Origin of the sequence: Mycobacterium sp. (assembly GCF_049647605.1) — a bacterium.
GTDB lineage: Bacteria > Actinomycetota > Actinomycetes > Mycobacteriales > Mycobacteriaceae > Mycobacterium.
Genome location: NZ_JBARXZ010000046.1, coordinates 76,282 through 101,861, shown reverse-complemented (window position 1 = coordinate 101,861; position 25,580 = coordinate 76,282). Strand labels below are relative to the sequence as shown.

General features: G+C 66.3%; 24 protein-coding genes and 1 pseudogene. 12 read left to right on the top strand and 13 right to left on the bottom strand.

The genetic code is table 11. From position 1 onward, the window contains the following. The 3 genes and pseudogenes from WBB07_RS06610 to WBB07_RS06600 all read right to left on the bottom strand — a co-directional run. Positions 1 to 199 (bottom strand): annotated as a pseudogene (locus tag WBB07_RS06610) (DUF732 domain-containing protein); the annotation flags it as partial. Continuing rightward, positions 196 to 3,102 carry an MMPL/RND family transporter gene (locus WBB07_RS06605; protein WP_526305928.1) on the bottom strand — a complete coding sequence of 969 codons (2,907 nt, stop codon included), beginning with the start codon at positions 3,100 to 3,102 and terminating at the stop codon, positions 196 to 198. The gene WBB07_RS06605 and the pseudogene WBB07_RS06610, both read right to left, overlap by 4 nt. Then, positions 3,099 to 3,524 carry an MmpS family transport accessory protein gene (locus WBB07_RS06600; RefSeq protein WP_526305926.1) on the bottom strand — a complete coding sequence of 142 codons (426 nt, stop codon included), beginning with the start codon at positions 3,522 to 3,524 and terminating at the stop codon, positions 3,099 to 3,101. Before WBB07_RS06600 ends, WBB07_RS06605 begins: the two co-directional genes overlap by 4 nt. Before the next feature lie 188 nt (positions 3,525 to 3,712). Here WBB07_RS06600 and WBB07_RS06595 point away from each other — a divergent pair, with 188 nt between their 5' ends. Next, positions 3,713 to 4,264, top strand: a complete 552-nt coding sequence (locus tag WBB07_RS06595; RefSeq protein ID WP_526305924.1) for a TetR/AcrR family transcriptional regulator — start codon at positions 3,713 to 3,715, stop codon at positions 4,262 to 4,264. Between the two features lie 2 nt (positions 4,265 to 4,266). On the opposite strand, the gene WBB07_RS06590 is transcribed toward WBB07_RS06595, so the two are convergent. Together WBB07_RS06590 and WBB07_RS06585 are read right to left on the bottom strand one after the other, a co-directional pair. Beyond that, the gene (locus tag WBB07_RS06590; protein WP_526305922.1) at positions 4,267 to 4,968 is read right to left on the bottom strand and encodes a cutinase family protein; all 702 of its coding nucleotides are present in this window, start codon (positions 4,966 to 4,968) and stop codon (positions 4,267 to 4,269) included. A gap of 51 nt (positions 4,969 to 5,019) precedes the next feature. Then, positions 5,020 to 5,718, bottom strand: coding sequence for a cutinase family protein (locus WBB07_RS06585; RefSeq protein WP_526305920.1), 699 nt, complete (start codon positions 5,716 to 5,718; stop codon positions 5,020 to 5,022). 157 nt (positions 5,719 to 5,875) lie between these two features. On the opposite strand from WBB07_RS06585, the gene helR reads away from it, so the two are divergent. Beyond that, positions 5,876 to 8,095, top strand: coding sequence for an RNA polymerase recycling motor ATPase HelR (helR, locus tag WBB07_RS06580; protein WP_526305918.1), 2,220 nt, complete (start codon positions 5,876 to 5,878; stop codon positions 8,093 to 8,095). Here helR and WBB07_RS06575 read toward each other — a convergent pair. Continuing rightward, positions 8,058 to 8,777: an NUDIX hydrolase gene (locus tag WBB07_RS06575; protein ID WP_526305916.1), complete on the bottom strand. Its 720-nt coding sequence runs from the start codon at positions 8,775 to 8,777 to the stop codon at positions 8,058 to 8,060. The genes helR and WBB07_RS06575 overlap by 38 nt on opposite strands. Positions 8,778 to 8,913: 136 nt before the next feature. On the opposite strand from WBB07_RS06575, the gene WBB07_RS06570 reads away from it, so the two are divergent. Beyond that, positions 8,914 to 11,451, top strand: a complete 2,538-nt coding sequence (locus tag WBB07_RS06570) for a DEAD/DEAH box helicase (protein ID WP_526305914.1) — start codon at positions 8,914 to 8,916, stop codon at positions 11,449 to 11,451. Positions 11,452 to 11,487: 36 nt separating this feature from the next. Here WBB07_RS06570 and WBB07_RS06565 read toward each other — a convergent pair whose 3' ends face one another. Both WBB07_RS06565 and WBB07_RS06560 read right to left on the bottom strand, forming a co-directional pair. Then, positions 11,488 to 11,862 carry a hypothetical protein gene (locus WBB07_RS06565; protein ID WP_526305912.1) on the bottom strand — a complete coding sequence of 125 codons (375 nt, stop codon included), beginning with the start codon at positions 11,860 to 11,862 and terminating at the stop codon, positions 11,488 to 11,490. 48 nt (positions 11,863 to 11,910) lie between these two features. Next, a complete protein-coding gene (locus WBB07_RS06560) occupies positions 11,911 to 13,089 on the bottom strand; it encodes a glycoside hydrolase 5 family protein (protein WP_526305940.1) in 1,179 nt (392 codons plus the stop codon). Positions 13,090 to 13,523: 434 nt separating this feature from the next. Here WBB07_RS06560 and WBB07_RS06555 point away from each other — a divergent pair, with 434 nt between their 5' ends. Beyond that, positions 13,524 to 14,174, top strand: coding sequence for an SDR family oxidoreductase (locus WBB07_RS06555; RefSeq protein WP_526305910.1), 651 nt, complete (start codon positions 13,524 to 13,526; stop codon positions 14,172 to 14,174). Between the two features lie 8 nt (positions 14,175 to 14,182). On the opposite strand, the gene WBB07_RS06550 is transcribed toward WBB07_RS06555, so the two are convergent. The 4 genes from WBB07_RS06550 to WBB07_RS06535 form a co-directional block, all read right to left on the bottom strand. Continuing rightward, positions 14,183 to 15,343 carry an RNA polymerase sigma factor gene (locus tag WBB07_RS06550; protein ID WP_526305908.1) on the bottom strand — a complete coding sequence of 387 codons (1,161 nt, stop codon included), beginning with the start codon at positions 15,341 to 15,343 and terminating at the stop codon, positions 14,183 to 14,185. Continuing rightward, positions 15,343 to 15,750 (bottom strand): YciI family protein, encoded by a 408-nt coding sequence (locus WBB07_RS06545; RefSeq protein ID WP_526305906.1) that lies wholly within the window; start codon positions 15,748 to 15,750, stop codon positions 15,343 to 15,345. Before WBB07_RS06545 ends, WBB07_RS06550 begins: the two co-directional genes overlap by 1 nt. Positions 15,751 to 15,871: 121 nt before the next feature. Then, positions 15,872 to 16,453 (bottom strand): sigma-70 family RNA polymerase sigma factor, encoded by a 582-nt coding sequence (locus WBB07_RS06540; protein ID WP_526305904.1) that lies wholly within the window; start codon positions 16,451 to 16,453, stop codon positions 15,872 to 15,874. 144 nt (positions 16,454 to 16,597) lie between these two features. Then, complete coding sequence (locus tag WBB07_RS06535; protein WP_526305902.1) at positions 16,598 to 16,993, bottom strand: DoxX family protein; 396 nt, start codon at positions 16,991 to 16,993, stop codon at positions 16,598 to 16,600. Between the two features lie 348 nt (positions 16,994 to 17,341). On the opposite strand from WBB07_RS06535, the gene WBB07_RS06530 reads away from it, so the two are divergent. From WBB07_RS06530 to WBB07_RS06520, 3 genes are read left to right on the top strand one after another with little or no spacing between them, the layout of a single operon-like run. Continuing rightward, positions 17,342 to 18,046, top strand: coding sequence for a response regulator transcription factor (locus WBB07_RS06530; RefSeq protein ID WP_526305938.1), 705 nt, complete (start codon positions 17,342 to 17,344; stop codon positions 18,044 to 18,046). Beyond that, positions 18,043 to 19,554, top strand: coding sequence for a sensor histidine kinase (locus WBB07_RS06525; protein ID WP_526305900.1), 1,512 nt, complete (start codon positions 18,043 to 18,045; stop codon positions 19,552 to 19,554). Before WBB07_RS06530 ends, WBB07_RS06525 begins: the two co-directional genes overlap by 4 nt. 28 nt (positions 19,555 to 19,582) lie before the next feature. Then, entirely contained in the window at positions 19,583 to 19,834 is a 252-nt protein-coding gene (locus WBB07_RS06520; protein ID WP_526305898.1) for a hypothetical protein, read from the top strand. An 11-nt stretch (positions 19,835 to 19,845) separates the two neighbouring features. On the opposite strand, the gene WBB07_RS06515 is transcribed toward WBB07_RS06520, so the two are convergent. Continuing rightward, on the bottom strand, positions 19,846 to 20,280 hold the full coding sequence (locus WBB07_RS06515; protein WP_526305896.1) for an Lrp/AsnC family transcriptional regulator: 435 nt from the start codon (positions 20,278 to 20,280) through the stop codon (positions 19,846 to 19,848). 189 nt (positions 20,281 to 20,469) lie between these two features. Here WBB07_RS06515 and WBB07_RS06510 point away from each other — a divergent pair, with 189 nt between their 5' ends. Genes WBB07_RS06510 through lpdA form a run of 5 tightly spaced genes read left to right on the top strand, consistent with a single transcriptional unit; the run spans position 20,470 to position 25,578 of the window. After that, complete coding sequence (locus WBB07_RS06510; RefSeq protein WP_526305894.1) at positions 20,470 to 20,769, top strand: hypothetical protein; 300 nt, start codon at positions 20,470 to 20,472, stop codon at positions 20,767 to 20,769. Beyond that, on the top strand, positions 20,766 to 21,872 hold the full coding sequence (locus WBB07_RS06505; RefSeq protein ID WP_526305893.1) for a thiamine pyrophosphate-dependent enzyme: 1,107 nt from the start codon (positions 20,766 to 20,768) through the stop codon (positions 21,870 to 21,872). Before WBB07_RS06510 ends, WBB07_RS06505 begins: the two co-directional genes overlap by 4 nt. Next, the gene (locus WBB07_RS06500) at positions 21,869 to 22,891 is read left to right on the top strand and encodes an alpha-ketoacid dehydrogenase subunit beta (protein WP_526305891.1); all 1,023 of its coding nucleotides are present in this window, start codon (positions 21,869 to 21,871) and stop codon (positions 22,889 to 22,891) included. Before WBB07_RS06505 ends, WBB07_RS06500 begins: the two co-directional genes overlap by 4 nt. Before the next feature lies 1 nt (position 22,892). After that, entirely contained in the window at positions 22,893 to 24,167 is a 1,275-nt protein-coding gene (locus WBB07_RS06495; protein ID WP_526305889.1) for a 2-oxo acid dehydrogenase subunit E2, read from the top strand. 25 nt (positions 24,168 to 24,192) lie between these two features. Next, the gene (gene lpdA / locus WBB07_RS06490; RefSeq protein WP_526305887.1) at positions 24,193 to 25,578 is read left to right on the top strand and encodes a dihydrolipoyl dehydrogenase; all 1,386 of its coding nucleotides are present in this window, start codon (positions 24,193 to 24,195) and stop codon (positions 25,576 to 25,578) included. The last annotated feature ends 2 nt before the right edge of the window (positions 25,579 to 25,580 follow it).

Sequence of the window (25,580 nt, the reverse complement as noted above, 5' to 3'; positions counted from 1 at the left end):
CGTCCGGGTCTTGGCCGTTGCGTAGCCGTTTGCACATGATCTTGCCGATCCAGGCGTTGTAATCCTTCTGCCCGTAGATCCCGAAACCGTGCAGCTGCTCGGCAAACGCCTCATCGGGATCGGCATGCGCCACCGGCGCCCCCGCGAACAACAACACCGCCGACGCCGCAGCTGCAACCACTGTCTTACCAATCATCATGAGCCCGTCGTCAATTGAGGTTCCCGCCGTGGCCACGGTTGTGGTTTCGGCCGCATTCGCACGGCCGTCGGCCACCAGAACCACCGGCCGAGCAGCGCCGCTATCGAAGGTGTCATGAACGAGCGAATCACGAAGGTGTCGAACAACAGTCCCAGGCCGATGGTGGTGCCCACCTGCCCCATCACCGTCAGGTCGCTGACCGCCATCGTCATCATCGTGAACCCGAACACCATGCCTGCGGCTGTCACCGTCGCGCCGCTGCCGCCCAGGGTACGGATCATGCCGGTGTTCAAGCCGGCGTGTATCTCCTCTTTGAGCCGGGCCACCACCAGCAGGTTGTAGTCGGCGCCGACGGCCAGCAGGATGATGACCGCCATCGGTAACACCATCCAGTGCAATGGAATACCGATGAGGTGCTGCCAGATCAGCACCGAGATCCCGAAGGACGCACCCAGGGACAGGATGACCGTGCCCACGATCACCGCGGCGGCCACCACCGCCTTGGTCAGAATCAGCATGATAATGAAGATCAGGCAGATCGCCGCGATTCCCGCGATCAGCAGGTCGTAGGCGGTGCCGTCTGCCATGTCCTTGAACGTGGCCGCGGTACCCCCGAGGTAGATGGTCGAACCCTCCAACGGGGTGCCCTTGATGGCTTCCTTGGCGGCCAGCTTGATCGAGTCGATCTTGGCGATGCCTTCAGCGGTCATCGGGTCACCCTCGTGGGCGATGATGAACCGCGCCGCATGGCCGTTGGGTGAGATGAACTGCTCCAACCCCTTGGCGAAGTCCGGGTTGTCGAGAGCCTCCTGAGGGAGATAGAACGAATCGTCGTTCCTGGCGGCGTTGAACGCCTCCCCCATCTCAGTGCCATTCTCCTGCAAGATCTGCTGCTGTTCCTGCATGCCGGCCTGCGTCTGATGCATCGTCAGCATCATCGTTTTCATCGACTTCATGGTCTCGAGCATCGACGGCATGATCGCCACCATCTGCGGCATCAATGTGTCCAGACGCTGCATCATCGGCAGCATGTCCTCGATGCCGGCGGTCATCACATCGATGCCGTCGATGGTGTCGAAGATCGAGCGCAGCGCCCAGCAGATCGGGATGTCGTAGCAGTGCGGTTCCCAGTAGAAGTAGTTGCGCATCGGCCGGAAGAAGTCATCGAAGTTGGCGATGTTGTCGCGCAGCCCCTGGATGTCGACCACCATGTTGCCCATCTGAGTCACCATCTGATGGGTGGTGTCCGCCATCTCGGTGGTGATGCGGTTCATCTCTTCCATGTTGTCGATGGTGGTCTGCATGTCATCGGCCTGCCGAAGCATGTTGTCCATCATGTCGTTCATGTACTTCTGGTTGAGCGTCTGCAGGGTGCCCTGCTGGCTCATCAGATACGGGATCGAGGTGTTCTCGATCGGGGTGCCCTCCGGACGCGTGATGGCCTGCACCCGGCCGATACCCTCCACCTTGAACACCGCTTTGGCGATCTTTTCGATGACGAGCATGTCCGCCGGATTGCGCAGATCCCGTTCGCTTTCGATCATCAGCATCTCGGGGTTCAACCGGGCCGGCGAGAAATGCCGTTCAGCTGCGGCGTATCCCATGTTCGAACCGGTGTCCGCGGGCAGATAGAGACGGTCGTTGTAGCTGGTCTGGTAACCCGGCAACGCCAGCAGGCCGATCAGCGACGCGGCGATCGACGTGACCAGGATGGGTCCGGGCCAACGCACCACGGCCGCGCCGATCTTGCGCCAGCCGCGCTTGCGCATGGATCGCTTCGGTTCGAGCAGACCGAACCGGCTGGCCACCGTGATGACCGCGGGCCCGAAAGTCATTGCGGTGATGATCAACACGAGCATGCCGACCGCCAGCGGCACACCCAGGGTCTGGAAGTACGGCAAGCGGGTGAAGCTCAGGCAGAACGTCGCGCCCGCAATGGTCAGGCCAGAGCCCACGATCACATGGGCGGTGCCACCGAACATGGTGTAGTAGGACGACTCCGGGTCTTCTCCGGCACCGCGCCCCTCCTGATACCGGCCGATCAAAAAGATCGCATAGTCGACGGCGATGGCGATGGCGAGGGTGACCAGCAGACCGGTGGCGAACACCGACAGTCCGATGATGTCGTGATACCCCAGGAAAGCCACGGTCCCGCGCACCACCAGCAGGCTGACGACCACCATCACCAGCATCAGCACCGTGGTGACGATGGAGCGGAAGATGATCAGCAGCATCAGGATGATGACGGCGAAGGTCAGCATCTCCACCGTGCGCATGCTGCTGTGGCTGACCTCCTGTTGTTCGGCCGACAGCGCCGCCGCTCCGGTGATGTGCGCGGTCACCCCCTCCGGTGCCGGGGTGTTCTCCAGAATGGTGCGGACGGCGTTGACCGACTCGTTGGCCAGCGCTTCGCCCTGATTGCCGGCGAGGTTGATCTGCACCTGGACGGCTTTGCCGTCGCTGCTCTGCACGCCGGCCGCCGTCAGCGGGTCGCTCCAGAGGTCCTGAACATGTTCGACGTGTGTGGTGTCGGCCTGCAGCTTCTCGATCAGCTCGGAGTAATAACGCCGACTGTCCACACCAAGAGGCTCTTGCCCCTCCAGCACGATCATCACCGAGCTGTTGGATTTGTACTCGTCGAAGACGGTGCCGATGCGCTGCATCGCGATCACCGCGGGGGCGTCTTCGGGGCTCATCGACACCGAACGCTCTTCACCCACCTGCTCGAGCTGCGGGACGGAGATGTTCAGGAAGGCGGCGATCGCCACCCAGATGAGGATGATCGGAACCGACAGTTTCCGGATGACACGCGCCGGTTTCTCGAAGTGCACGTGCCGGGGAACCTGGTGGGCATCGGAAACCCGCACCGGCCCGGTGGGCGCATCACCGGAGGGTGCACTCATGCCGATTTCTCGATACAGAAGGTCTGAGCGCTCACTGCGTCAGTGGTCCTTTCTTTCCGCAATTCGCCGTCGACCAGAATCCTGCAGGTCAGGCTGTTGCCCTTGCCTTGCGCCACCACCTGGGCCATGGCGGAGGGGTTGGTCGTCTCCAGCCGGATCCGCCACGGCAGCTCGGCGCCGTCCACCCGCTGCGGTTTGCCGTCCAGATCCATGTAGTTGACGTCCGCCGTGCCACCGGTGCCGTAGATCTCGTACTCGACGACCTTCGGGTCGAACGGTTCTGGGTCGTCGGCGAAGTTCACCGGAGTCACCAACGGCCCCTCGGAGGCGAAGAATCCACGAACTCGGTCGACGGTGAACCCGGCGACGAGCAGCACCACCACGATGAGCAGTGGCAACCACGCCCGTCTGAGCACCTTCATGACCAGGACTCCTCTGAGGTGGGCGTCGGCAACGTTCCTGCGGGCAGTCGGCGGTCTCACACACCTTGCCCTTAGTGGGGCTAAACGTTATCCATCCGGCTATCGTTTTACAAGCCGAACGGCCAAGTGGTCGTGGTCACACCGACAGCGGGGTACAGTCGCGCAGATTGTCAGCAGGAGGATTGAAAATGGCGAGTCCGACGCGCGGTTTCGCCCGTGAGCGGGTTGTCGAGGCCGCCCTGGAGCTGTTCGCCAAGCACGGCGTACACGGCACCTCGTTGCAGATGATCGCCGACCGGCTCGGGGTCGGAAAAGGCGCGGTCTACTACCAATTCCAGTCCAAAGACGACATCACCCTCGCGGTGGTGCACCCGGTGTTCGAGGACATCGAACACCTCACCCGCATCGCCGAGTTGCTGCCGACGGCGGCCGCCAAACGCGATGTGGCGATGAGCGGGCTGGTCGAACTCGCGATCCGGCACCGGCGCATCTCGTCACTGTTCTACGGCGATCCCATCATTCACCAGCTGGTCGAGTCGCACGAGGAATACCAGGTGATCATCGACCGGTTCTCGGCGCTGCTCCTGGGACCCGATCCCGACACCACCACCCGGGTGGCGATCTCCATGACCAGCGCCGGGATCTACGCCTGCGCCACCGATCCCACCCTCGCCGATATCGACGACGCCGAACTGCGCCAGATCCTGCTCGAATGCTCGAAGCGGTGCACGGGCAGCTGAAGTCACAGTCGCTCTATGGCGTACGCCGCACCCTGGCTCACCTGGCCGTTGAACGGGTACAGGGCGTGGGCGACCGTCGGGCCGCCGCCGAACGCCCCTTCACAGATGGTGTCCCCGGGGGCACACAGGTCCAGCGTCTTGGCTGCGAACTCCGGGCCGACCTCCACCCTGGGCGCATCGAACATGGCCAGGAACTGAGCCGACGGTTTACCGAACAGCACCACCGCCGCCACGTGTTCGGCGGCATCGGTCGGCAGCGGCGGTGGGATCAGTTCGGCCGGCACCGCCGCGGGAGCGGCAGTCGAGGTGGCAAACCCCGTGACCAACGCACCCTGCGAGTAGCCACCGAGGATCAGCCTGGTGTCAGGACAGGTGGCCGCCATCTGGCTGATCCGGGAGTTCTCGTCGCGAACCCCACCCGCGACACTTCGGGCGATATCGGCCCGGTCGGCGAAGTTGCCGCTCGCGGGGTAGTTGACCGGATACACAGCAACCGACCTGCCGCCGGCCTGCGCGCGCACCGAGTCGACAAAGGCCTGCCCGATACCGCCCACCCCCGGGGCTTCGCCGGTGCCACGGGCAAAGATCACCTCGGCATCCGGGCACGGTTCGGCGAGAGCGGCCGGGGCGGCAACAGAGAACGACACACCTGTGAGAGCAACGGCCGCGGCAACCGCGCCGCGGATCATCCGGCGAAAGGTCATGCCGGAATCAATACCCGGCGGCTGGGCTCGTCAACCCGAACACCGGGCGATCTACAGCAGACCCACGGCATACGTGGCGCCGCGCCCGACCATCCCGTTGACGGGGTAGAGCCGGTGCGCCGCCCTGGGCCCGTTGAGGATGCCCTCGCAGACGGCGTCGCCGGGTGCACACAGGTCCAGTGTCTTGGCCCGGTACAACGGGCTGACCGAGATCGACCTCACGCTGTAGCGCGGCAGCAGCTCACCGGAGGGTTTGCCGAAGAAGACCACCGCCGCCACGTGTTCGGCCACATCAGGTGGCAACGGCGGCGGGGTCAGCGCGGGCGCCAATCCACTCGGGAACACCGACGAGGTCGCCATGCCGGTCAGCGCCGCACCTTGCGAAAAGCCACCCAGAACCAGTCGGGTCTTCGGGCAGCTGGCCGCCATCGACTCCAGATGTGCACGCTCGTCGCCGATTCCGGCGGCCACGGTACGCGCGATTCCGGGCCGGTCCGAGAAGTCGGTGCTCGCCGCGTACTTCACCGCGTACACCCCAACGGATTTCCCACCCGCTCTGGCCCGCACCTCGTCGACAAAGGCCTGACCGACTCCCCCGATCCCCGGGGGTTCCCCGCTGCCTCGGGCGAAGACCACCTCGATGTCCGGGCAGGACCCGGCGGAAGCCTGCGGCGAGGCGAACATCACAGACAAACCCAACAGACCGATGATCGCGACGTTGAGCAGGCGAGCAACCCACCGACCACTCATGACAGCCCCCCGGTGTACTCGTGAGAAGTGGCGTGTTCGTGAGAAGTATTGCCCCGTCACCGACTTCGCAGTGGCCACTTCAGGATAAACGACACCCCGGGCCTTGCGGCAAGGCCGGGGTGGTGGGGCACACTCTCTGATCTAGGTGAGGAGCCGGGTGTCGGATCACGGGTATGAACAAGAATTGAAGTCGGAACAGGGCTACGTCGGTGAGCTCTATTCACGGCTCGACGCCGAGCGCGCACGACTGCAGGGCAGATACAACAACGCCCTGCGCGGTCCCGACGGCGACCGGGAGGGCCCGGTCCTGCTCGAGCGCGATGTCGAGGTGCGGGCGGTGGCCAAACAACTGCAGCGGCTCGACGTGGCGGACCACGGCCTGTGCTTCGGCAGGCTCGACAGCGTCTCCGGTGAGCGGCTCTATGTGGGCCGTCTCGGTATCAGCGGTGACACCGGCGACGCCGACTCGTTGCTGATCGACTGGCGCGCCCCGGCGGCCCGGGCGTTCTACGTGGCCACCGCAGCGCACCCGGAGAACATGCGCCGGCGCCGACAGTTCCACTCCCATGGCCGCGCCGTGGCCGATTTCACCGACGAGGTGCTCGGGCGGCCCGATGCCGGCGAACCGATGGCCGGGCGGAGCGACACGGCGCTGCTCGCGGCGGTCAACGCCCCCCGCGGCGCCGGAATGCGCGACATCGTCGCGACCATCCAGGCCGAGCAGGATCAGATCATCCGGCTCGATCATCCCGGTGTTCTGGTGATCGAGGGTGGTCCGGGCACCGGTAAGACCGTGGTGGCGCTGCATCGGGTCGCGTATCTGCTGTACACCCAACGGGCCCGGTTCGAACGCCACGGGGTGCTGATCGTCGGACCCAACCAGGCCTTCCTGAATCACATCGGCCGCGTGCTGCCGTCCCTCGGCGAATCCGATGCGGTGTTTGCCACCACCGGCGATCTGGTGCCCGGACTCCAGGTGTCCGCCGAGGACGGGCGCGACGCGGCCCGGATCAAAGGCTCGCTCGAGATCCTGGATGTGCTGGCCGCCGCGATCGCCGACCGTCAGCAGCTGCCGGCGGAGCCGATCGTCATCGAACTCACCGACACGACCGTGCAGATCGACACCGCCACCGCGGAGTGGGCCAGGCAGGAAGCGCGTGAGGCCGCCCTGCCGCACAACGATGCCCGCGCGAAGTTCCGCGAGATCATCGTCTACGTGCTCACCGAGCGGGCCACCAGCCGGATCGCCAAGGGCTGGTTGACCCGGGAGGACCGCAACGCCTGGGAGGAGCTGCGGTCCGATCTGTCCTCCGAGCTCGACGACCACGAACAGGTGGGTGCGGCCATCGACGAGCTCTGGCCGATCCTGACCCCCGAGGCGCTGCTGTCCTCGCTGTACACCTCGCCTGATCGGCTGGAGGCTGCCGGTGCCGACCCGGTGTTGTGGCGTGCCGAGGGCGAGGCCTGGACGGTGTCGGACGTCCCGCTGCTCGATGAGCTGGTGGACCTGCTGGGCCGCGACCGCCGGGCCGAGGCGCTTGCGGAGAAGGAGCGCCGCGAAGAGGAGGCCTACGCGGCGGGCGTGCTGGACCTGCTGATCGACCGCGAGGATCTGATGGACGACGAGGACCACCTGCTGGCCTCCGACGTCATCGACGCCGAGGAGCTGGCGGAACGCTTCACCGAGCGCGACACTCGGGATCTCGCCGAACGGGCCGCGACCGACCGGGACTGGACGTACCGCCATGTGGTGGTCGACGAGGCGCAGGAGCTCTCCGAGATGGACTGGCGGGTGCTGATGCGGCGCTGCCCCAGCCGGTCCTTCACCGTGGTCGGTGACCTCGCGCAGCGCCGCTCGGCGGCGGGGGCGAGCAGCTGGGCCACCATGCTCGAACCGTATGTTCCCGGCCGTTGGGTGTACCGGACACTCACGATGAACTACCGGACGCCCACCGAGATCATGGCGGTCGCGGCAGCCCTGCTCGCCGAGACCGCACCCGGCATCCAGCCACCGGAGTCGGTCCGCTCCTGCGGCGTCGAGCCCTGGGCTCAGCAACTCTCCGAAGATGAATTGCCTGCTGCCATCGAGGAGTTCGTGCGTTCGGAAGCCGAGGTCGAGGGCACCAGCGTGGTCATCGGACCGCCCGGTGTCGCCGGCACGGTGCCGGCGTCGGAGACCAAGGGGCTGGAGTTCGACGCGGTGCTGGTGGTGGAACCGGAACACATCCTGGCTCAGGGACCACGAGGGGCGGCCGAGCTCTACGTTGCGTTGACCCGCGCCACTCAGCGGCTCGGGGTGCTTCATACCGGCCCGCTGCCGCAGGCATTGTCGGGGCTGGCTACTTCCAGGCGAACACCGGTTGCTCCAGTTCGTTGACCGCCTGGTGGCGACCCTCCAGGCCCAGCCATCGCAGCTGCAGCAGCACTGCGCCGGTCGGGGCGTGGATGAGGTCGCCGCCCAGCGGGATCTGCACCACCGGGCGCGGGCTCTCGGGTATCTCGATGTAGCGCGGGGAGTCGTCGCGCTGCAGCTGGTGCAGTCCCACCCGGTAGACCGCCACCACTTCATCGGGTGACGGCCGCAGGTCCAGGCGGCCACCACCCCAGATCACCACCGGGGTGATGACGTAGCCCGACCGTGTCGAGTAGTCGTCGAGCAGTCCCAGCACGGCCGACTCGGGCAATCCGACGCCCACCTCTTCGTCGAGTTCGCGCAGCGCGGCGTCCACCGCGGTCTCACCGGGGTCGAGTCGGCCGCCGGGCAGCGCCCACTGCGCCGAGTGTGAGGACAGTCGGGCAGCCCGGCGGCACAGCAAGAACGCGGCGCCGCCGGAGACGTCGACCATGCGCCCGTCGAGACCGGCGTCCGGCAGCGGGCGCCCGGCGTTCCAGTCGTCCACCGGGGCGGGATCGACCCGGTCCTCACCGATGTCGGAATCCACCAGCACCACGGCGACCGCGGCGTGCCGCTTGGTCGGGTCGGCGACCATCCGCCGGTCGTGACCGGCGAGGTGCGCCTGGATGCGGTCCCTCAGGCTGGAGTCGTAGCTGATCGTCACCCCACCCATCTTGGGCGAGCAGACACAAACTCGGGTTCTGGACCCCCGATCTCTGCGAGTTTGCGTCTGCTCGCCACGGTTACCGGGGACGCCGACTCCCGGCCGCCGCTGCGCGTCAGGCAGGCTAGTCAGCAAGATGAGCCCCACTCCCCTGCTGCCAGACCCGTCTGACCTAGCCGCGCTCCACGCCCGAGGCGAGGACCCGGATGGGCTGTTCGCCGACTTCGCCGCCTGGGCGGAAGCAAACGGCACGGTGCTGTACCCCGCGCAGGAGGAAGCACTGATCGAACTGGTCAGTGGCGCCAACGTGGTGTTGGCGACGCCCACCGGGTCGGGTAAGTCGCTGGTGGCTGCCGGCGCCCAGTACGCCGCACTGGCGGCGGGCCGGCGCAGCTACTACACCGCCCCGATCAAAGCGCTGGTCAGCGAGAAGTTCTTCGCCCTTTGCGACGTGTTCGGGGCCGCCAATGTCGGCATGCTGACCGGCGACGCCGCGGTCAATCCCGGGGCTCCGATCATCACCTGCACCGCCGAGGTGCTGGCAAACACCGCGCTGCGGGAAGGGGCCGACGCCGATATCGGCCTGGTGGTCATGGACGAGTTCCACTTCTACGGCGACCCGGACCGCGGCTGGGCCTGGCAGGTGCCGCTTCTCGAGCTGCCCCGCGCACAGTTCCTGCTGATGTCGGCCACACTCGGGGACGTCACGGCGCTGCGCGACGACCTGACCCGGCGCACCGGCCGGCCCACCGAGCTGGTGACCAGCGCGCAGCGACCGGTCCCGCTGTTCTACAGCTACGCAACAACCCCGATGCACGAGACCATTCAGGAGCTCCTCGACACCTCGCAGGCGCCGATCTACGTGGTGCACTTCACCCAGGCCTCGGCGCTGGAACGCGCCCAGGCCTTGATGAGCGTCAACGTCAGCACCAAGGAGCAGAAGGCGGCCATCGCCGAGTTGATCGGCGGGTTCCGGTTCTCGTCGGCATTCGGCACCACGCTGTCACGGTTGGTGCGTCACGGCATCGGCGTGCACCACGCCGGAATGCTGCCCAAATACCGGCGGCTGGTCGAACAGCTCGCCCAGGCCGGCCTGCTGAAGGTCATCTGCGGCACCGACACCCTCGGTGTCGGGATCAACGTGCCGATCCGCACCGTGGTGTTCTCGGCGCTGTCGAAATACGACGGCACCCGCACCCGGCTGCTCAACGCCCGCGAATTCCACCAGATCGCCGGCCGGGCGGGGCGGGCCGGGTACGACACCGCAGGCACCGTGGTGGTGCAGGCCCCCGAGCACGAGGTGGAAAACCTCAAACAGTTCGCAAAAGTGGCCGACGATCCGAAGAAGCGCCGGAAGCTGGTGCGCCGCAAGGTTCCCGAAGGCATGGTGCCGTGGAGCGAGACCACGATGAACCGTCTGATGGACGCCACTCCCGAATCGTTGAACAGCAACATGCGGGTGTCGACGGCGATGATCCTCGACGTGGTCGACAGGCCGGGCGACCCGTTTGTCGCGATGCGGCGGCTGCTCACCGACAATCACGAGCCGCGCAAACGCCAGCTTCGCCTCATCCGGGAGGCGGTGGGCATTGCGCGCTCGCTGCTGCAGGCCGGGGTGCTGGAACGACTCGACGAAGCCGAACCCGACGGCCGGCGGTACCGCTTGACCGTCGATCTTCCGCCGGACTTTGCCCTCAACCAGCCCCTGTCGACCTTTGCCCTGGCCGCGATCGACGTCTTGGATTCGGACTCCGAAACCTATGCCCTCGATGTGGTTTCGGTGATCGAGGCGACGCTGGAGGATCCGCGGCAGATCCTGTCCGCGCAGCTGAAGAAGGCCCGGGGCGAGGCGGTGGCCCAGATGAAGGCCGACGGTATCGAGTACGACGAGCGCATCGAACTGCTCGACGACATCACCTATCCCAAGCCGTTGCAGGAGCTACTCGGGCATGTCTTCGACGTGTACGTCCAGACCAACCCGTGGGCGGCCGACGGGCACTTGTCACCGAAGTCGGTGGTGCGCGAGATGTGGGAAAGCGCAATGACGTTCAAGGAGTTCGTGAGCGTGTACGGGCTCACCCGCTCCGAAGGCGCGGTGCTGCGCTATCTCTCGGACACCTTCAAGGCGCTGCGTTCCGGGGTTCCCGCGAGCGCCCGCTCGGAGTCGGTCACCGACATCGTGGAGTGGCTCGGCGAACTGGTCCGCCAAGTCGATTCGAGCCTGCTCGACGAGTGGGAACAGCTCACCGATCCGGATCAGAGCGCAGACCAGCCGGTGGCGGTGCCGGCCCGTCCGCGGCCACTCACCGGTAACGAGCGAGCCTTCACCGCGATGGTGCGTAATGCTTTGTTCCGGCGGGTGGAACTGTTTGCGCGGCGCAACTGGACCGAACTCGCCGCCATCGACGGTGCCGCCGGCTGGTCCTTCGACCGGTGGGCCGACCTCGGGGACGATTACTTCGCCGAACACGACTACCTCGACACCGGCGCCGACGCCCGTGGGCCGGCGCTGCTGGTGATCGAGCGTGAACCCAGGATGTGGCGGGTCCGCCAGATCCTCAACGACCCTGCGGGGGATCATGATTGGAGCTTCGAGGTCGAGGTCGACCTGGAAGCCTCCGATGAGGCCGGTGAACCCGTCATCAGGCTGGTCGAAGCGGGCCGGATGGATTGAGGCGGGCCGGCCCGCCTCACCCCTCAGGTGGCCCCCTCAGCCCAGCTTGATGCGCCGCGTGTCCTCTTTGGCCGCGGCCAGCCGCCGCCACAGGTCGGACAGGTCGATGTCGTTGGCTTGGCGCGGCCGACGAGTGTGATGCCGGGAGTCGTCGTAGCTCTGCGGGCAGCGAAAGCGATGCAAGGTGAGGCACCGGGCCGGCCAGCGCGATTCCAGCGCATCGTCGAGGTCGACAACCAGCCGGCTGCGCCGATCGATGGCAAACCGATTGCCCTGGAACGTGTTCTCGGTGAGGTCCATCGTGGCGTCGAACAGCCGCCAACCCCCGTTGACGGTCCGCAGCCAGACGGTCTCGACATCGCAGTGCGAACACGGCGCGACGACCGACGGTCCGTCCGGGTTGTCCAGCATGTCTCGAACCTACGAGACGGCACCGACATTCTCGGGTTGCCACGCTGCTCAGCCCGTGGCGACCTGTCCGTCCGGGGGTGCGGCCACCCCGGCGTACGACGCGCCGAAGGTGCCGGTCAGTCTCCGGATCGTGTCGATCTCACCGCTGCGGTAGGGGCGGCCACCGGGATGGACAAGATCGTGGAACCATTCCGGTTGCGATCCGGTGTAGGGACGGTCCCAGGAGTCCCACGGTAGGTAGGTCTGCGTCTTACCGGCAACCAATCCCCAGGTGTAGGAACCGATCTGACGCCGCTTGGCGATCGGCAGGATACCGCCCACCATGCTACCCAGTGTGCGGGCCATGTACTCGGTGCACAGCGTCGGCCGGCCCAGCGGCGCCAGTTCGTCGAGCCGCGCAGCAAAGCCGGCGGGGTCGGCGTAGCTGTGAAATGTGATGACGTCCGAGTTGTCGAGCTGGATGCCCGCGATGACGGACCGCCGGCTCCGATCCCAGTTCCCGTCCCAGACGCCGCTGGTCAAGGGTTGGATCGGGTCGACAGCGCGCGCCCACCGGAACACCTGGGGAAGCAGATCGGCGATCAGATCGAGCTTGTCGTCACGCTCCACGCGGTTGTACACGCTGGCCGGATTGTCGGGTTCGTTCCACAGGTCCCAGCCAAGCACCCGGTCGTCGGCGCGGAACCGGCGCAGCACACCAACAACGTATTCGCGAAGCGCGACGCGATAGAGCCGGTCACCGAGGCGTTCGGCACCGGGGCTCTGCACCCAGCCCGAGTTGTGTATGCCCGGCCGGGGGGCGCGCTGGCGGCCCAGCCGTGGCAGCGGGTCCCAACAGGAGTCGAAGAACACAAACAGCGGTTTGATGTGATGCCGGGCGGCGATGTCGACGAACTGGCTCAGGCGTTGCAGAAAGCCCCGGCGGTCCTGCATCCAGAGCTGGTCGTGCAGGAACACCCGCACGGTGTTCAACCCGATCTGCTCCGCCACCTGCAACTCCCGGTCGATGCGCCACGGATCAAAGGAGTTGGGCTGGAACATCTCGAGCTGGTTGACGGCGTTGGAGGTGATGTAGTTCGCGCCGACCAGCCACCCCTGGCCGCGGTACCAGCGATGGGCGCGATCCGCCGTCCACCGCACCGGTTCGGCCGCGGAACTAGGCGCAAAGGTCAGCGCGGCAGCCCCGGGGGCCAGCATCGGCAGCTTGAGCACCGTGCGGCGGCGCAGAAACCGGCTGGTATCACCATCTTTGTCGGCGCGGTCATCTGTGTCGGCACGATCGTCCTTGTCCGTCCGATCGTCGGCGCGCTCGGTCTCACGTACCAAGTTGCCACCCTTCATGATTCGATGCCACGACCCGCCTCGGCGAGGGCGTGGACCTTTCTCGGCAGCCAGGTGCCCGCGTCGGTCTCTGCGATTTCGCGTACCCGCACCGTCCGGCGCTCACACTCGCCGCGCCCATCGACCAATCCATCGCTCGACGGCGACCCCATCGTTACATTCTCGCGAATTGAATTGCCGAACAACCGTTTTCGGCACATACAGGAAGCCCGGGTCACGCCCCTTGGCCTTATCGTTATCTTATTAACACCTTATTTTTCTTAAAAAGTCGTGTACGGTGGCCTGAAGTCGATCATCGAGCTGCGACGGAAGGAACCGATATGCCACCAACAAGGATCGTCCTGGTCACCGGAGCATCTCGGGGTATCGGCGCCGATGTCGCGCGCCAGCTGGCCGGCCCGGACACCCACGTCGTGGTGAATCACCACCAGCAGGCCCTGCATGCCGACACCATCGTCGATGCGATTCGCAGCGCCGGCGGGCAGGCCTCCTCGCTGGCCGCCGACATCTCCGACGAAGCCGGCGCCGCAGCAATGATCGACACCGTGGCGGCCCGCTTCGGGCGGCTCGACGCCCTGGTCCTCAACGCGCACGGCGGCTTCTACACCGGCACCGACCCGCGCCACGCCAGATGGCTCAACCGTGATGCCCAGCGCAGGCTCGCGCTGCGCACGATGCCGCTGATGCCGGTGGGCGGCCGCATCGTGTTCGCCACCAGCCACCAGGCCCACTTCTACCCCGCCAAGGCCGTGCAAAAGGGCTACGCGGCGGTCGCCGCCAGCCTACGTGCCGGCGAAACAGCACTCTACGCATTGCGTTCCGAATTCGACCGGGCCGGCGTCCACTTCACCGTCGTCTCCGGAGACGTGACCGACGAAAGTCTCACCGCAGCCATCGTCAACGCGACCTCGACACCCAATCCGTCCGGCGTTGTCTATGTCGGCGGCGCCGACTACCTGATGACCGCCTGACGCTCGACTCAGCCTGAGTTGCGCTCCCGCAGGATGGCGGCCCGCAGAGTGAGGTAGTCCCGCTCGGCCACATTCTGAGCCTGCTCTGCCGCCCGCGCGTAGAGCTGCGCCGCCAGTGCCACCTCACCGGCCTGCTCGTGTAGGTACGCAGCCGAGGCGACGTAGCGCGGTAACACGGGATCGAGATCACCGAGTGCAGCAAGCCCCGCGTGTGGTCCGTCCGCTTCGCCGACGGCCACCGCACGATTGAGCCGCGCCACCGGGCTGTCGGTCAGCATGACCAGCTCGTCGTACCACTCGACGATCTGCACCCAGTCCGTCTCGGCGGCGGTGCGGGCGTCAGCGTGCAACGCCGCGATCGCCGCCTGACTCTGGTACTCCCCGAGTCGATCGCGGGCCAGTGCCGCCTGCAGCACCGCCACCCCCTCGGTGATCATGTCGTGCCGCCACAGGCTGCGATCCTGGTCGGCCAGCGACACCAGGCTGCCGTCGGGGCGGATCCGCGCCGGACGCCGGGCGTGGTGCAGCAGGAACAGCGCCAGCAGTCCGGCAACCTCCTCGTCATCGGTGAGCGCGGCCAATTGACGCACCAGCCGGATCGCTTCCGCAGCCAGGTCGACATCGCCGCTGTAACCCTCGTTGAACACCAGATAGAGCACCCTCAGCACCGTGCCCAGATCGGTCGGCCGATCCAGGCGGACACCGCTCAGGGTGCGTTTGGCACGACTGATCCGTTGCGCCATCGTCGCTTCCGGTACCAGGTAGGCCTGCGCGATCTGGCGAGTGGTGAGTCCGCCCACCGCTCTCAGGGTCAGCGCCACCGCTGACGCCGGCGTCAGGCTCGGGTGGGCGCACAGGAAATAGAGCTGCAGCGTGTCGTCCACGGCGGCACTCGGGGCCGGTGACGGCTCCCCGAACACCGACTTCTCGCGCCGGCGGCGGGCGGTGTCGGATCGGCTCTGGTCGAGAAAGCGCCGCCACGCGGTGGTGATCAGCCACCCGGTGGGATCGGCGGGCCCGTTTGCCGGCCACGTCTCCCAGGCCGTGACCAGGGCCTCCTGGACTGCATCCTCGGCTGCGGCGAAGTCCGCACCGCGGCGGACCAGAGCGGCCAACACTCCAGGGATCCGATCGCGTAACTCGGCTTGGTCCACCGCGGCCATGGCCATCAGTCGATGGTCGTCGCGGTGTGGTTCAGCATCGGGCGCAGTTCGAGCCACTCGTGGATAGGCGCACCACCGGCCCCCGGTGCCGCCGACAACTCACCGGCCAACTCGACGGCACGTTCGTGGGACTCGACGTCGATGATCATGAAACCGGCGATCAGGTCTTTGGTCTCGGCAAACGGGCCGTCGGTCACCGGTGCGCTGCCGTCTGCAGCCGACCGGACCCACAATCCCTCCGGCGCCAGTGCCTGGCTGTCGACATACTCACCGGTGTCTTGGAGCCGGGCCGCAAAATCATTCATGTACTGCACATGTGCCTGCACCTCCGCGGGCGTCCACTGGGCCATCGGCACGTCGTTGACCGACGCCGGGGCGCCCCGGTAATGCTTGAGCAACAGATACTTGGCCATGGGTGTCTCCTTCGGTTCAGTGCCCTCACGGTCACTTACCCCATGAACGGAGCCGGCACGCCGGTCTCGACATCGTGGCTGCGCGCGGGCGCGGGTCCGCAGGAGATCGCGTCGGCCTGGCCTATGCGGCGGCCACCAGTCGCCGCCGGCGCACCGCGCCACCCAGCGAGACCCGCAGCAACCGGCGCGCCCGATGCAACCGCGACATCACGGTGCCGATCGGCGTGTTCATCATCTCGGCGATGGTCGCGTACGGATAGCCTTCGACATCGGCCAGGTAGACCACCATCCGGAATTCCTCGTTCAATTCGGCCAGTGCTGCGACCACATCGTTGTCCGGTTGCGCGGCAATCACTTCAGCCTCCGGCATCGAAGTAGGTGCCGACGCTGTCTGTGCCACCTCCGCGAACTCTCCGGTCAGCACTTCTGCCAAACGCCGCTGGGCGGCCCGATGCCTGCTGATCCAGGTGTTCCGCAAGATCTGGTGCATCCAGGCCCGGACGTTGGTACCGACGTCAAAGGTCTCGAAATGCCGGTAGGCGCGCAGGAGGGTGTCTTGCACCAGGTCTTCGGCATCAGCGCCATTTTTGGTCAGCCGCAGCGCGGCGCGGGTCAGTTCAGCACGCAGGGGAAGCACATGTTGTTCGAATGATGCGTTCACAGAATCACATTCGTTGATGGTGTCGGGTTTCTTCGATGTCATACCAACGACGCTAAGGCGGGTCCCACCCCTCGACACTGTTCTCACATCAACCCCAAATATTCTCGGGCACAACAGTTTTTGATCATGCACAACACCGCCGGATGGGACTCGACCACTAGTCGAGACCCATCCGGCGTCGTGTGCTCAGCGTCGCGATACGGCGAGCGCTCCGGGGCCGGCAAAGACGAAGTACAGGAAGGCAAAGCAGAACAGCGCCGCTGTCTCACCACCGTTGAGAACCGGCCAGAATCCTTCGGGGAGGTGCATCCAGAAGTAGGCGACCGCCATCACACCCGCGGCGACAAATGCCGCCACCCGGGTAAACAACCCGACAACGATGAGAATGCCGAGCACGATCTCGATGACGCCGGCCCACCACATCGGCCACGCGCCGAATTCGGCAGGTGGGCCGCTGGGCCAGCCGAACAACTTCATCGTCGGATGCATCAGGAACAGCAGTCCCACAAGAATCCGGAACACCCCCAGAGCACTTCCGGACTGTGACTGCAGACGGGCGTCGATCGCGGAAGTCGCGGTCATGACGAATTGCTGCCTTTCTTCGAGGTTCACGCGGCGCCAGTCGGTGAAAATTCGGGCGCCGCTGCTTGTTACGTGTCACCGACGCTTCTATGAGTCGTACATCACTGAGCGGCAGGGTGTTTCGGTCACTTCACACATCCACCGCCGAGATGTCGGCACCTACCCAGTGAAGTGGTCTCCGCGGCCCCACGTCACGCCTTTCATAGACGATTCACATGTCCACGGGTTCTATGAAATGTCTATGAGAGATTGTGTGGAACCAGGGGCACCGGAGAGAATGAGCCGGTGACGTCTGTGCAGGTCGGCAGCCCCGGACCCCGTCGCGCCATCTTGGGCCAGCTACCCAAGATGTTCCGCGCCGACGGCTCCCCGATCCGGGTGCTACTCGTCGACGACGAACGCGCCCTGACGAACCTGATCAGAATGGCGCTGCAGTACGAGGGCTGGGAGATCGACGTCGCACACGACGCCGCCGAAGCTGTCGAAAAGTACCGGACCAACGTCCCCGATCTCCTGGTGTTGGACATCATGCTCCCCGACACCGACGGGTTCGGGGTGTTGGCGCAGATCCGCGACTCCGATACCTACACGCCCACGCTGTTCCTGACAGCGCGCGATTCGGTGACCGACCGGGTCACCGGGCTGACCGCGGGCGGCGATGACTACATGACCAAGCCGTTCTCTCTCGAAGAGCTCGTCGCGAGGCTGCGCGGGCTGCTGCGCCGAACCGCGTATCTGACCCCCGCGGACGACGAGTCCCTGCGGGTGGGCGACCTGGCGCTCGATGTCGCCAGCCGCGAGGTGACCCGCGGCGGCGAGCCGATCGAGTTGACGTCCACCGAGTTCGATCTGCTGCGGTTCCTGATGCGCAATCCGCGGCGGGCGTTGAGCCGCGCAGAGATACTCCGGCGGGTGTGGGACTACGACTTCGGCGGGCGGACCAGCATCGTCGACCTGTATGTCTCGTATCTACGCAAGAAGGTCGACGCCGACCGGGAACCGATGATCCACACCGTCCGCGGTGTCGGATACCTGCTCCGGCCACCCGCGTGACGCGCATCTGGGCCAGCTGGACGCTGCTGCGGCAACTTGTTGTCGGCGTCTCGGTGGTGGTGATGATCGCCGTCGGGACGATAGGCGTCATGTCGGTGCTCTCGCTGCGTTCCTCGGTGATCGGCATCCTCGACAGTCAGCTCACCGGGGCCGCCGACGGTTGCACCAACTCGGTCGCAAAATACCGCGCCACCCCAGGATCCGACGGCTCCCTGCCTGCCCCCGGGGAGATGAAACCGCTCACCAACCTCATCGGGCAGGCGCCGGGAAATGTCGTCGCGCTGATCCAGGACGGCAAGGTCGTCGATTCGGCGTACTTCCTCGACGGGGAAGCACGGACCGCCCCGCTGGCAGCAGTCCAGGAGATCGCCCGGCTGGCGTGGACGGACCCACAACCTCGCACCGTCGAGCTACCGGAGTTGGGCTGGTACCGGATGGTCGGCCGCCCCGGGGACGGCGACGAGATCCTGGTGACAGGCGTGTCCCGGACCCCGGCCTGGGAAGCGATGGTCCGGGAGACCGCGATCGTATCCGGGTTGACGGTGCTGGCCATCGTGGTCACCGCGTTGAGCACGCTGGTGCTCGTCCGCTTCGCGCTGCGCCCGCTGCACCGTGTCTCGAGCACCGCTGCAGAGGTCGCAGCCCTACGACTCGACCGCGATAACCACAAGATCACCCCTCGGGTGCCCGCCGGGTACACCGACCCGCGCACCGAGGTGGGGCTCGTCGGCGACACCCTCAATCGACTGCTCGACCACGTCGAACGTGCCCTGGCCGAGGTCGCCGCCTCCGACAGGCGGATGCGTCAGTTCATCACCGATGCCAGCCATGAACTGCGCACCCCCCTGGCCGCCATCCATGGCTATGCCGAGCTGACCCGCCAGGACAGTGCGGTGCTGCCGGAGATGACGGAGTACTCGCTGGCACGTATCGAAGCCGAGACCCGGCGGATGAATGCGCTGGTGGCGGACCTGCTGCTGCTGGCCCGCCTCGACGAGGGCGAGGAGCTGTACACCAGCGAGGTCGACGTGGCCGCTCTTGTCGTCGACGCCGTCAACGACGCGGCGGTGTCGGCGCCCACCCACCAGTGGCCGGCGTCGGTGCCCGGTCGTGCGGTGTGGGTCCGCGGCGATCACGCCAGGCTCCATCAGACTGTTGCCAACCTGCTGTCCAATGCGCGGGTCCACACCCCTGCCGGCACCACGGTGCAGACGTCGGTGGCCACCGGACGCGCTGATGACGGCACCGCCTATGTCGAGGTGGCGGTCACCGACAACGGCACCGGAATCGACCCCGAGCTGCTGCCGCACCTCTTCGAGCGGTTTGTCCGGGCCGACAAATCCCGATCACACGAGTCGGGCAGCTTCGGCCTGGGTCTGTCGATCGCCGCGTCGATCGTGGCAGCCCATGGCGGCACCATCGAGGCGCACTCGGACCCCGGAGTGACGCGCTTCAGTGTCCGCCTGCCGACCGTGGCCGCCGGCCTGGAACAGCTGGCATCGGTCTGATCCGGCGATCTGCCGGTATCGTGTGCCGATGCCACTCTCAGTTCCGACGGGCAGCGCCGTCGGCGGTCTGCTCGTCGCGATTCTGTTGGCGGTGGCCATCATGTTCGCCACCGCCGTCTGGGTGTACCGCGACGCCACTGCCTCTGCCAAGAGGGGCCGGCCGATCACATCGACCGTCGGCTCGTTTCAGCTCCGCAAACCGGTGGCGTGGTTCTTCGCCACCTTGCTGTTGTGGGAGATGTGCTTTCCGCTGTACCTGGACAGCCGCGGCCTGGTCTGAGGACAGCCTCCTCAACCGAATCGCGACCACGAATTGAGCACCACGAGGGTCTTGGTTCCGGTCACCCGGCCGTTCGTCCGCAACAGGTTGACCACCCGTTGCAGGTCGTGAATGTTGGCCGCACGGATCCGCGCGATCGCGTCGGGATCACCGGCCAAGGTCAGCACTTCGATGACTTCTGGGATCTCTGCGGCGAACGCCAGGATCATCTCGAGTTCGAGGTCTCCGGCCACCCGCAGCTCCACCACCGCTTCGAGCTCGGACTCCACCTTGGTGGAGTCGACCCGGACCGTGTAGCCGCTGATGACACCCGTCTTCTCGAGCCGGTCGATACGCCGCTTCACCGGCGCAATGGTCAGGCCCACCCGGTCGGAGACATCCCGGACCGTTCGGCGGCCGTCCTCGCGCAGGAGGCGGATGATCTCTTTGTCGACGTCATCGAGCATTTGCCTAGGTTGCACTTTTTTGCGTCGAACTGCAACACAATGACACCATAGGGCCACAGCTACTCGTAGTTAATTGCCCACTGAGGCGATAGATTCAAATTTTGTTGCTTCGGCTGTGACTGGCCACATACCGTCTCATCCATCGTCGGTAGCTACCGGCGAATTCCTTTGAGACAAATGAGGTATCAGATGAACGAGCATCAGCTCGTCGTCCTGGCGGGGCCGGGACGCGACGTTCCCGGCCGAATCGCGACGATGCTGCTGCCGCTCGACATCGAGATCACCGAGATGGCCTTCACCAGGGCACCGGCCACCGACGGCTGGCACGCCCAACTCACCGTACGCACGCCGTCGGGCCGCGGCGTGGAGCTGCTGGACAAGCGTCTGAACCGGCTCATCGACGTCCATCGTGTTGTCCACCTACCGAACGATTCCCACCGCGGGCCGCGCCCGCTGGTCAGCACTCTTCTCGAGGAGACCCCGCTATGACAGACCTGGTCGATCGACTCATCACCGTGGGCGACGATGCCGGCACACCACTGACCCAGGTTCTCGACGCCGACGGCAACCTGTCCTGCGACGTCACCGCCATCGACCCCGAACTGGTCCGCGGGTTGTATCGAGACATGTTGCTGGCCAGGCGCTTCGACCAGGAGGCGTTTCATCTGCAGCGCCAGGGCGAGCTGGGGTTGTGGCTCTCGTGCCGGGGCCAGGAGGCTGCGCAGGTGGGCAGCATCCGGGCCGTGCGGGCAACCGATCACGTGTTCCCCTCCTATCGGGAGCACGCATCGGCGCTGTGCCGGGGAATCACGCCGGCCGAGCAACTGACCCAGTGGCGTGGCACCGCGCACGGCGGCTGGGATCCCGACACCTACCGGTTCCACATCACCTCCCTGGTCCTGTCGACGCAGCTGCTCCACGCGACGGGCTACGCGCTCGGCGTCGCCGCCGATCGCCGTCGAGACCCGGCCGTCGACGAGATCGTGCTGTGCTACTTCGGCGACGGCTCGGCCAGCCAGGGCGACGCCAACGAGGCGCTGAACTGGGCCGCGGTCCATGACGCCCCCCTGGTCTTCTTCTGCCAGAACAACCAGTGGGCGATCTCCACCCCCGCTGCCGCGCAGAGCCGCACCCCGCTGCATGTACGCGCCGCGGGTTTCGGCCTCAAGACCACGCTGGTCGACGGCAACGACGTGCTGGCGGTCCACGCCGCTACGGCCGCGGCCGCCGAACGGGTGCGCAATGGCGGACGACCCGAGCTCATCGAGGCCATCACGTACCGGCTGGCCGGGCATTCGACCTCGGATGACCCGACCCGTTACCGCGACCAGGACGAGGTGGCGCTCTGGGAGGACCGCGATCCGCTGCTGCGGGTCCGGCGGCTACTCGACCAGACCGGTTGGGCCGACTCCCGGTATCACGCACAGCTCGAGGACGAGGCGAACGCCCTCGCCGAGATCACCCGGGCCGACTGCCACGCTCTGCAGGCCCCACCGCTCGAGGACACCTTCCGCCACACCCTGGTAGCCGAGACGGCGGCACTGCGCGATGAGCGCGAGCAGTTCACGACATGGCGGGAGTCCTTCGTATGACCACCGCAACAGCGGTCGAAACCACCGCTGCCACAGAGACACTCACCCTCGGCAAGGCCCTCAACGCCGGTCTGAGAAAAGCAATGACCGACGACGACTCGGTGATGCTCATCGGCGAGGACATCGGCGCGCTCGGCGGCGTGTTCCGAGTCACCGAAGGACTGCGCGACGAGTTCGGGGAACACCGGGTGGTCGACTCGCTCCTGGCCGAGTCCGGGATCATCGGAACGGCGATCGGGCTGGCGATGCGCGGCTACCGACCCGTCTGTGAAATCCAGTTCGACGGGTTCATCTATCCGGCATTCGACCAGATCGTCTCGCAGCTGGCCAAATTGCGGGCGCGCTCCGGCGGACGCCTGACTGTGCCGGTCACCATCCGAGTGCCGTGCGGTGGCGGGATCGGTGCCGTCGAGCATCACAGTGAATCCAACGAGGCGTACTTCTGTCACACCCCTGGGCTGCGGGTGGTCGCGTGCGCAAACCCGGATGACGCGTACTGGATGATCCAGCAGGCCATCGCCTGTGACGATCCGGTGATCTTCTACGAGCCGAAACGCCGCTACTGGGACAAGGCACCTGTGACGGTGGGATCGACTCTTACGCAGGCTGTCCCGTTCGACCGCGCCCGGCTGGCACGAGCCGGGACCGACGTCACGGTGCTGGCGTACGGCCCCACCGTCCGGGTTGCGCTGGACGCAGCGACGGTCGCCGCATCGGAAGGCCGGTCGGTGGAGGTCATCGATCTGCGTTCCCTGTCCCCGCTCGACATGGACGCCATGACCGCTTCGGTCCGCAAGACCGGACGCGCCGTGGTCGTTCACGAGGCGTCGACGTTTGCCGGCCTCGGCGCGGAGATCGCCGCCTCGATCACCGAGCGGTGTTTCACGGCACTCGAAGCCCCGGTACAGCGGGTGGGCAGCTGGAACACCCCGTACCCGCCGGCCCGGACCGAAGAGCTCTATCTCCCTGGTATCGACCGCGTCCTCGACGCGATCGACCGAGTAGTCGAAGGACCTTGAGATGACCACAGGTCGGCAGTTTGCCCTGCCCGATGTCGGTGAGGGCCTCACCGAAGCGGAGATCGTGCGGTGGCTGGTGAAAGTCGGTGACACCGTGGCGGTCAACGACACCCTCGTCGAGGTGGAGACAGCCAAGTCGCTGGTCGAACTACCCTCCCCGCATGCCGGTGTGATCACCGCACTCCATGGTGCCGAAGGTGACACCGTCGAAGTCGGTTCTCCGATCGTCAGTTTCGGCGACACCGCCACCGACACCGCCACCACCGTCACCGCCGCTGCCCCCGAGGCACCGGCGGACCCACCGGAGGACGAGCAGCGACAGCCGGTGCTGGTCGGGTACGGTCCCAGCCGGGCCAAGGTCGAACGCCGCCCCCGGAAACCGGGTTACCGAAGCGCCCATCCCGCTCAGGTGCCCCCAGGAACCAGACCGTCCGCCACACCGCCGGTGCGTTTCCGTGCCAAAGAGCTCGGCGTCGACTTGGCCTCCGTGGTGCCCAGTGGCCCGGGCGGACAGCTCACCCGCGCCGATGTCGAGGCGGCGGCCCGTGCCGTGAACACCGTCGCGACCGTCGCCGATCCTGCCGAAACACGTTCTCCCATCAAGGGAGTCCGCAAGGCAACAGCCGCGGCCATGGTCGAGTCGGCCTTCACCGCGCCGCATGTCACCGAGTGGGTGACCGTGGACGTCACAGAAACGTTGGCACTGCTCGAACGGCTTCGGGGGGACCGCGCATTTGCGGGCGCGCGGCTGACACCGCTGACGCTGATCGCCCGCGCCACGTTGTCGGCATTGCGAACCCATCCGGGAATCAATGCCTCATGGGACGGCGCGGCAGGTGAGATCGTGCAATACCGGGATGTGAACCTCGGGGTGGCGGCGGCGACTCCCCGGGGGTTGTTGGTACCGAATATCAAAGCGGCACAGTCATTGAGCATGCGTGAGCTCTGCGATGCGCTCGACGAGTTGGTGACCGAGGCCCGGGCCGGCAAGACCCAGCCGGAGGCGATGGCACGAGGCACGTTCACCATCACCAACATCGGGGTGTTCGGAGTCGACGGTGGGACACCGATCCTGAATCCCGGCGAGGCGGGCATCCTCTGCGTCGGCCAGATCGCCCGACGCCCCTGGGAACACAACGGCGAGATCGCGTTGCGCAGCCTCTGCACGCTGTCGCTGTCCTTCGACCATCGGCTCGTCGACGGCCAACTGGGCAGTCAGGTGCTCTCCCATATCGCCCGGCTTCTCGAACAGCCCTCGCTCGCACTGGCTTTCTGACCGGTACCCCCGAAAGGACATTCTCGTGGAGGACAAATCCGCTGATCTCGTGATCCTGGGAGGCGGGTCCGGCGGCTACGCGTGTGCACTGCGGGCCGCGCAACTCGGGCAGACGGTGGTGCTGATCGAGCAGGATCGGCTCGGCGGCACCTGCTTACACAAGGGCTGCATCCCCACCAAGGCCCTGCTGCACGCCGCGGAGATCGCCGACAATGTCCGCGACAGCGCCCGATTCGGAGTGAGCTCACAGCTGACGGGAATCGACATCGACGGTGTGCACGGCTACAAGAACGAGGTCGTCGACAAGCTCTACAAAGGCCTGCAGGGCCTGGTGAAGTCGCGCAAGATCGAACTCGTCTCCGCCGCCGGCACCCTGACCGCACCGAACGTCGTCGAAGCCGGCGGCACCCGCTACACCGGCCGGCAGGTGGTGCTGGCCACCGGCGCGAAGTCCAAGACCGTTCCCGGCGTGCCGATCGGGGGCCGGGTCGTCACCTCGGATCAGGCGCTGGAACTCAGCTATGTCCCGAGCCGGGTCATCGTGCTGGGCGGGGGCGTCATCGGCGTCGAATTTGCCAGCCTGTGGCGGTCTTTCGGGACTGAGGTCACCGTCGTCGAGGCGCTGCCGCGGCTCGTGCCCAACGAGGACACGTTTGTGTCCTCCCAACTCGAGCGCGCCTTCGGCCGTCGACAGATCAACGTCCGCACCGGCACCGCCGTCACCGACGTCACTGCCGATGCCGAACAGGTGACCGTCACCCTGGACTCCGGTGAAGAGCTGACCGCCGATGTGCTTCTGGTCGCGGTGGGCCGCGCACCCAACACCGCCGGTCTCGGCCTCGAGGAGGTGGGTGTCCGGCTGGAGCGCGGCGGATTCATCAGCGTCGATGACAACCTGCAGACGAACCTCGAGAACGTGTACGCCGTCGGTGACGTGGTTGCCGGACTCCAACTGGCACACCGGGGATTCCAGCAGGGCCTGTTCGTGGCCGAGCACATCGCCGGGCTGGCGCCGCGCCGCGTCGCGGAATCCACCATCCCGCGAGTCACCTACTGCGAACCCGAGATCGCCTCGGTCGGGCTCACCGAGTCGGCTGCCCGCGAGAAGTACGGCGACATCGACACCGTGACATACGATCTCGCCGGAAACGGAAAATCCCAGATCCTGCGCGCCCAGGGCGCGGTGAAACTGGTGAAGGCCGGCGGGCGCGGTACCCCCGGAGCTGTGGTGGGAGTGCACCTGGTCGGATCCCGGGTGGGCGAACTGATCGGCGAAGCCCAGCTGATCTGCGGCTGGGAGGCGACAGCCGAAGATGTTGCCCCGCTTGTCCATGCGCACCCCACCCAGCACGAGGCCCTCGGTGAGGCACACCTCGTGCTGGCGGGGAAACCGCTACACGCGCACGGCTGAAC

Coding starts and splice junctions, on each gene's coding strand:
- WBB07_RS06605 (WP_526305928.1), bottom strand. CDS start 3,102: ATGAGTGCACCCTCCGGTGATGCGCCCACCGGGCCGGTGCGGGTTTCC.
- WBB07_RS06600 (WP_526305926.1), bottom strand. CDS start 3,524: ATGAAGGTGCTCAGACGGGCGTGGTTGCCACTGCTCATCGTGGTGGTG.
- WBB07_RS06595 (WP_526305924.1), top strand. CDS start 3,713: ATGGCGAGTCCGACGCGCGGTTTCGCCCGTGAGCGGGTTGTCGAGGCC.
- WBB07_RS06590 (WP_526305922.1), bottom strand. CDS start 4,968: ATGACCTTTCGCCGGATGATCCGCGGCGCGGTTGCCGCGGCCGTTGCT.
- WBB07_RS06585 (WP_526305920.1), bottom strand. CDS start 5,718: ATGAGTGGTCGGTGGGTTGCTCGCCTGCTCAACGTCGCGATCATCGGT.
- WBB07_RS06570 (WP_526305914.1), top strand. CDS start 8,914: ATGAGCCCCACTCCCCTGCTGCCAGACCCGTCTGACCTAGCCGCGCTC.
- WBB07_RS06565 (WP_526305912.1), bottom strand. CDS start 11,862: ATGCTGGACAACCCGGACGGACCGTCGGTCGTCGCGCCGTGTTCGCAC.
- WBB07_RS06555 (WP_526305910.1), top strand. CDS start 13,524: ATGCCACCAACAAGGATCGTCCTGGTCACCGGAGCATCTCGGGGTATC.
- WBB07_RS06550 (WP_526305908.1), bottom strand. CDS start 15,343: ATGGCCATGGCCGCGGTGGACCAAGCCGAGTTACGCGATCGGATCCCT.
- WBB07_RS06545 (WP_526305906.1), bottom strand. CDS start 15,750: ATGGCCAAGTATCTGTTGCTCAAGCATTACCGGGGCGCCCCGGCGTCG.
- WBB07_RS06540 (WP_526305904.1), bottom strand. CDS start 16,453: ATGACATCGAAGAAACCCGACACCATCAACGAATGTGATTCTGTGAAC.
- WBB07_RS06535 (WP_526305902.1), bottom strand. CDS start 16,993: ATGACCGCGACTTCCGCGATCGACGCCCGTCTGCAGTCACAGTCCGGA.
- WBB07_RS06530 (WP_526305938.1), top strand. CDS start 17,342: ATGTTCCGCGCCGACGGCTCCCCGATCCGGGTGCTACTCGTCGACGAC.
- WBB07_RS06520 (WP_526305898.1), top strand. CDS start 19,583: ATGCCACTCTCAGTTCCGACGGGCAGCGCCGTCGGCGGTCTGCTCGTC.
- WBB07_RS06515 (WP_526305896.1), bottom strand. CDS start 20,280: ATGCTCGATGACGTCGACAAAGAGATCATCCGCCTCCTGCGCGAGGAC.
- WBB07_RS06510 (WP_526305894.1), top strand. CDS start 20,470: ATGAACGAGCATCAGCTCGTCGTCCTGGCGGGGCCGGGACGCGACGTT.
- WBB07_RS06505 (WP_526305893.1), top strand. CDS start 20,766: ATGACAGACCTGGTCGATCGACTCATCACCGTGGGCGACGATGCCGGC.
- WBB07_RS06500 (WP_526305891.1), top strand. CDS start 21,869: ATGACCACCGCAACAGCGGTCGAAACCACCGCTGCCACAGAGACACTC.
- WBB07_RS06495 (WP_526305889.1), top strand. CDS start 22,893: ATGACCACAGGTCGGCAGTTTGCCCTGCCCGATGTCGGTGAGGGCCTC.